We start from the raw sequence: 5,403 nt of genomic DNA on the forward strand, positions 1-5,403 counted from the left end.
ATTTCCTGAAGCGGCTTGCCATGCCCGAGGTCGTGGACGACGTGCTTGGAAGCGGCGCCAAGCTGTACCGCCGCCGGCTGCGGAGCGCCGGGGCACCCTTCTTCGGGATGGCCGAGCCCTATATACCGGTCGAGTTCTCGGTGGCGTGCTACCGCTTCGGCCATTCCATGATCCGGGACTCCTACGATTATAACCGCAACTTCGGACGCAAGCCGGACGACACCGCGGGCTTCCTGATCCCGAAGGCTTCTCTCAACCAGTTCTTCCAGTTCACCGGCAAGTCGGCGGCGCCGATGGACCCGGCCGGCAAGGCGCCCGGACCCGAGCATCTGCCGCACAACTGGATCATCGAGTGGGACCATTTCGACGGTACCGCTTTCAAGCCGGAGACCGCGGACACGCCCGCCAGGGTGGCGCGCCGGATCGACACCCGTCTTGCACCGAGCCTCGCCAAGCTCGCCAACGAAGGCTCGCTCGGCACGAACCCCGCCCCGTCCGAGGACATGAAGCGCATCAGCATGCTGCTCAAGCATCTGGCCCGCCGGAACCTTCGCCGGGGCTATCAGCTGTCGCTTCCCACCGGCCAGGCACTGGCGCGGATCGCCGAAGTCCCTGCCCTGACGCGCGACGAACTGGCCAAGGACAATACCAAGGCCATGAACGACGCGATGGACATGGGCGGCTTCTTCGACCGCACGCCGCTGTGGTTCTACATCCTCAAGGAGGCGGAGGTGAAGACCGGCGGAGAACGGCTTGGCGAACTGGGCAGCCGGATCGTCGCGAACACGATCATCGGCGTGCTGCTGACCGATCACACGTCGTATCTGACGCGCGATCCGTCCTGGGACCCGTCGAAGATCGTTCCCGGCGCCGGCGGTCCGCTGACACTTCCCGGTGGCGGCACGATCGCGACGATCGGCGACCTTCTCCAGTTCGCCGGCGTCAAGTAGGGCGCAAGGCGTTTTGCCAGCGGCACGTCCGCGCAGTGCCCTGTTCAAGCGGAGGATGAAGAGCCATGATCAACCGATCGCCAAGGCCGAGCCGGAAGACCGGGCGCGGCCCTGGTGACCGGCCTTCACCCGAGGGTCCGGACGAAGCAGCCCTTTCCCATCAGCCGCTGTCTCACAACGGCTTGGACGCTGACCGCCCGCCGGAAGGAATTGGACCAGCATGACGACTTCACTGGAAGCATTGGTGCAGCGTTGCGAAGCCGAGCAGCTTCACCTCTCCGGTGCTATCCAGTCGTTCGGAGCCTTGATCCGGATCGATACCGCGTCCGGGTGCATCACCCATGTCTCGACCAACTTCGCCGACATCGTCGGGGTGGAGGCCCGGGCGGTACTGGGACGTTCGCGGGAGTGCCTTTCCTGGCTATCCGGGCACATATTCGACAACAACGCCCTCAGCGTCGCGCGGCGCGGCATCTACAATCAGGCCGCCATGGCCGAGATGACACCCGAATATGCCGCCGCATACTTCGTTCCCAGCGGCAACGGCTTCGAGCCGACCAAGGAGCTGCGGGATTCCGTCACCTTCGCCCGCCAGGACATCACCGTCGATCCGCCTTTCCTGCGGCTCGACCTCGTGACGTGCCGCAACGTCATGATCTACTTCAACAACGATCTCCAAGCCAAGGTCCTGTCGATCCTGCGCTATTCGCTGCGCGACGACGGGCTGCTTTTCCTCGGCCGGTCGGAAACGGTCAGCCAGCAGGAGGCCCTGTTCGCCTCGGTCGACCGCCGCGCCCGTATTTTCCTGCGTGCCCTCGCCGACCATTCCGAACCGGCGATGCTGATCGACGCCGGCTGCCGGATACTGCACAGCCACGGCGCCGTGTCGCGGTTCATCAATTTTCCGTCCGGCGCACCGGAAATGAACCTTGCCCAGCTGATCGTGCCAAGGTCGTGGCGCTTCAGCGCCTGACCCTGGAGACCGGGTTGAGGCTGGCAATCGAGTCCAGGGCCTTGCGTCTGTGCTATCAGCCTCAGATCGACATCCGGACCGGCGCCGTGGTCGGCGCCGAGGCGCTGTTGCGCTGGACCGATCCCAACCTGGGCGACGTGTCGCCCAACCAGTTCATCCCCATCGCGGAGAACTGCGGGCTGATCGGGCCGATCGGCGAGATGGTGTTCCGGATGGCGCTGGCGCAGATCGCCGAGTGGCGCCGCAGCGGACTGAACGTGCCGCGGATCGCGATCAACGTTTCCGCCCATCAGCTGCGCGATACCGGTTTCGTCGACAAGGTCGGCTCGTGGCTGAAGGAGAGCGGACAGCGCGCCGACGCCATCGGCATCGAACTGACGGAAAGCGCCCTGATGGAGCCTATCGAGGTGGTCAAGGAGATGCTGGTCCGGTTCGACCATATGGGCGTGAAGATCAGCATCGACGATTTCGGCACCGGATACTCGTCGCTGAGCTACCTGAAGAAGCTGCCCATCCACGAGCTCAAGATCGACCGGAGCTTCGTCGATGGGATCGCCACCGATCGCGACGACCGCTCCATCGCGATCGCCATCATCGACATGTCACGCGCCCTGGGCATGCGTGTCGTGGCCGAAGGCGTCGAAACGGAAGACCAGCTCGGCGTCCTGACGGAGGAAGGCTGCGATATGATCCAGGGCTTCCTGTTCTATCGTCCGCTTCCGCCGGAAGCGTTCGCCGAAGTCCTGCGTTCCGGCGGAAAGAGGGGCATGGTACAGGCGGCGGACCTGTCCGCCGCCCGCTAGGCCGTCCGGCTTTCAGCCGGCGGCATCCTTGGAGGGGAGTATCCTCAGCAGGCCATCGGAGCCGCTCTTGGTGACGGCGCCGCCGCGCTCCAGGGCTCCGCCTGCCGTCATGGGCGTCCCTCCGGAGTGATGGTCCGCGATCTGCCGCGCCAGGACGGCGCAGGTCGCGACCAGGATCGTCAGCGGCCAGACTGCGGCCAGAACGATCCTGATGGAGACGCCGACGCGGCGTTCGCCATCCAGCTCGATCGCGATCCATTGGGCCAGCGAGAACCAGACGATGCCGGCAAGATATGTCAGCGCAAGTGCTATGATCGCGGCGATTTCCATTCAATGCGTCCCGATGTCGTGGTCTCCGCCGGAGACGAGGAGTACCATTTTCCGGCGCAGCCAAATCACAAATTTCACACAAGCTTATGCTTCGCCACGCCGGCGCGCCACGGCCCTTTTGTATGGAAATAGGCCAAATTTTATCTTCTTTGGAGGGATGGTTCCCGGTGCGCCGGGAGAGGAGGGGGTAAATCCTGCCCGGCGCCGATCGGGCAGGTAATCGAAGGTCGTATCCGAAATCATGATGGTGCCTGGAGGTTCCTGCTCTCTTCGGAATTTTTCGGTGTCAGTTCCCGTCCGGATAGATGTTTCTTCCGGCAAGTTTCGACGCGACAGGCTCTTCGGCGGTATTAATCCGGTGGCCCCTCGGGACTATTCACCGGCGCTCCATTCGCTCTCATTCTTTTCAGGAATTCTTAATGTAAATGTGACGTGAACCCGCCCCAAGCGATTGCGGAGCCTACATGTCACTCCAGTTTCCTCACGGCAACGTTGAACCAGACCAAATCGACGTCGTGAACCGACCCTCCTTCCTGGTCGACCACAGGTCCTTCAGCACGGAAGTGGTTGCCGTCTGCGATTATCTGGCGCTCGCGATCGCCGGGTCCTTCGTACTGGCGGCACTGCATCCCGGCCAAGGCTCGCCCTGGACCGCCAACCTTTCCATGTTGGCGATCAGCATGCTCGTCTTCATGCTGTGCGCCCGGATGTTCCGCTCCCATGCCGAAGGTGCCTTGAAGGCCCTGCCCGGCCATATCCTGCGGACCCTGGCGGCGCTTTGCGCCAGCCTGGTGGTTACCTTCGGCCTGCTCAGTGCGCTCGCAGATCCCGGTCATGTCACGCTGCCGATGCTCGGCTGGTGGTTCCTGGCCGCCGCCTGGCTGATCGTGAGCTGGCGCTGCCTGGTCCTCTGGTTCGCCGGCAAGCGCAGCTTCCGCTCGCTGCTCGCCAAGCGGACGGTGGTGATCGGATCGGCGCCGTTCCTGCGGGAGATGTCGGCGTATTTCGGCGGCCGGACCGATACCGGATACGACCTTGTCGGGACGTTCGACACCGCCAGCGAGGTCGATCGCGACAGTGCGACGCCTTACATCGGCGGCATGGGCAATCTCCGCCATTGGTGCGTCCGCCATCGCATCAGGACCGTCCTGATCGAGAATGCGCCAGCCAACCCTGCGGCGTCCGAACGCATCCTGACCCTGATCGACGGGCTGGCGGCCGATGTCCGGCTGCTGGGCCGCGCCTCCATCCCGGAGAAGCCGGAACAGGCGCTGATCAGCCGGTTCGGCGGCTGGCTCGCGGTGCAGGTCCGGGACAAGCCGGTCCGGAACTGGGACGAACTGTCCAAGCGGACGCTGGACATCCTGGGATCGGGCGCCCTGATCCTGACGCTGCTGCCGTTGTTCGGCCTGATCGCCGCGGCGATATCCCTGGAAAGCCCCGGCGGCGTCCTGTTCCGTCAGCGCCGCTTCGGTTTCCAGAACGAGGAGATCAGCGTCCTGAAGTTCCGCTCGATGTATGTCCATAAGCAGGACGTCAGCGGGGCGCAGCGGACGACGCGCGGCGACCCGCGCGTCACCAGGGTCGGCCGTATCCTGCGCCGCACCAGCCTGGACGAGATCCCGCAGCTCTTCAACGTCTTCATGGGGACGATGTCGCTGGTCGGCCCCCGGCCCCACGCCTCGGCGATGAAGGTCGGCGATCAGCTCTACCATGAAGCGGTCGCCCACTACGCCCAGCGTCACCGCGTCAAGCCGGGGATCACGGGGCTTGCCCAGATCAACGGCTTCCGGGGCGAGGTCGACAGCATGGAGCATGCCCAGGGCCGGCTCGACAACGACCTGCGCTATCTCGGGAGCTGGTCGCTCGCCCTGGACATCAAGATCCTCCTGCGGACGGTCGGCTGCGTCTTCGGAGACCGCAACGCCTATTAGGCGCCACCATCGGCCCCCTCTTCAAGCCGCTCTGGCAAAATCGTCGACGACCAACATACCGGGACACAATATATGTATCGCATAATTCACGTGCTGAACGACGTCCGCAATCTCGGCAACGGCATCATCAACGCGGCATTGGATATAGCATGCGGTCAGGCCATGGCGGGCCACGACGTGACCGTGGTGTCGGGCGGCGGAGAATATGAGGAATTGCTTCGCACGATGGGTATCCGCCATCTGTTCCTGGATCAGAAGCGGTCTCCCGGCACCGTGTTGAAGGCGCTTTACCGCTTCAACGCGATCGTTTCGGCCCAGAAGCCCGATATCGTCCATTGCCACAACATGACCGGCACCGTATTGGCCACGATGCTGAAGCCGTTCCACTCCTATTCGGTGGTCGGCCATCTTCA

The 5,403-nt window shown here is 63.9% G+C and carries 6 protein-coding genes; 5 read left to right on the forward strand and 1 reads right to left on the reverse strand.

The genetic code is table 11. From position 1 onward, the window contains the following. The 3 genes from AC5JJ6_RS39890 to AC5JJ6_RS39900 all read left to right on the forward strand — a co-directional run. A partial coding sequence (locus tag AC5JJ6_RS39890) for a peroxidase family protein (protein WP_496047363.1) occupies nucleotides 1-950 on the forward strand: 950 nt, incomplete at its 5' end. A gap of 220 nt (nucleotides 951-1,170) precedes the next feature. Beyond that, nucleotides 1,171-1,923: a CheR family methyltransferase gene (locus AC5JJ6_RS39895; RefSeq protein WP_496047364.1), complete on the forward strand. Its 753-nt coding sequence runs from the start codon at nucleotides 1,171-1,173 to the stop codon at nucleotides 1,921-1,923. After that, entirely contained in the window at nucleotides 1,905-2,726 is an 822-nt protein-coding gene (locus AC5JJ6_RS39900; RefSeq protein ID WP_496047365.1) for a putative bifunctional diguanylate cyclase/phosphodiesterase, read from the forward strand. Before AC5JJ6_RS39895 ends, AC5JJ6_RS39900 begins: the two co-directional genes overlap by 19 nt. Nucleotides 2,727-2,738: 12 nt before the next feature. Here AC5JJ6_RS39900 and AC5JJ6_RS39905 read toward each other — a convergent pair whose 3' ends face one another. Beyond that, a complete protein-coding gene (locus AC5JJ6_RS39905; RefSeq protein WP_496047366.1) occupies nucleotides 2,739-3,056 on the reverse strand; it encodes a hypothetical protein in 318 nt (105 codons plus the stop codon). A 515-nt stretch (nucleotides 3,057-3,571) separates the two neighbouring features. On the opposite strand from AC5JJ6_RS39905, the gene AC5JJ6_RS39910 reads away from it, so the two are divergent. Together AC5JJ6_RS39910 and AC5JJ6_RS39915 are read left to right on the forward strand one after the other, a co-directional pair. Next, nucleotides 3,572-4,990, forward strand: coding sequence for an exopolysaccharide biosynthesis polyprenyl glycosylphosphotransferase (locus tag AC5JJ6_RS39910; protein ID WP_496047367.1), 1,419 nt, complete (start codon nucleotides 3,572-3,574; stop codon nucleotides 4,988-4,990). Between the two features lie 72 nt (nucleotides 4,991-5,062). Next, a partial coding sequence (locus AC5JJ6_RS39915) for a glycosyltransferase (RefSeq protein WP_496047368.1) occupies nucleotides 5,063-5,403 on the forward strand: 341 nt, incomplete at its 3' end.

The sequence above is a fragment of the Skermanella sp. genome, assembly GCF_059503625.1.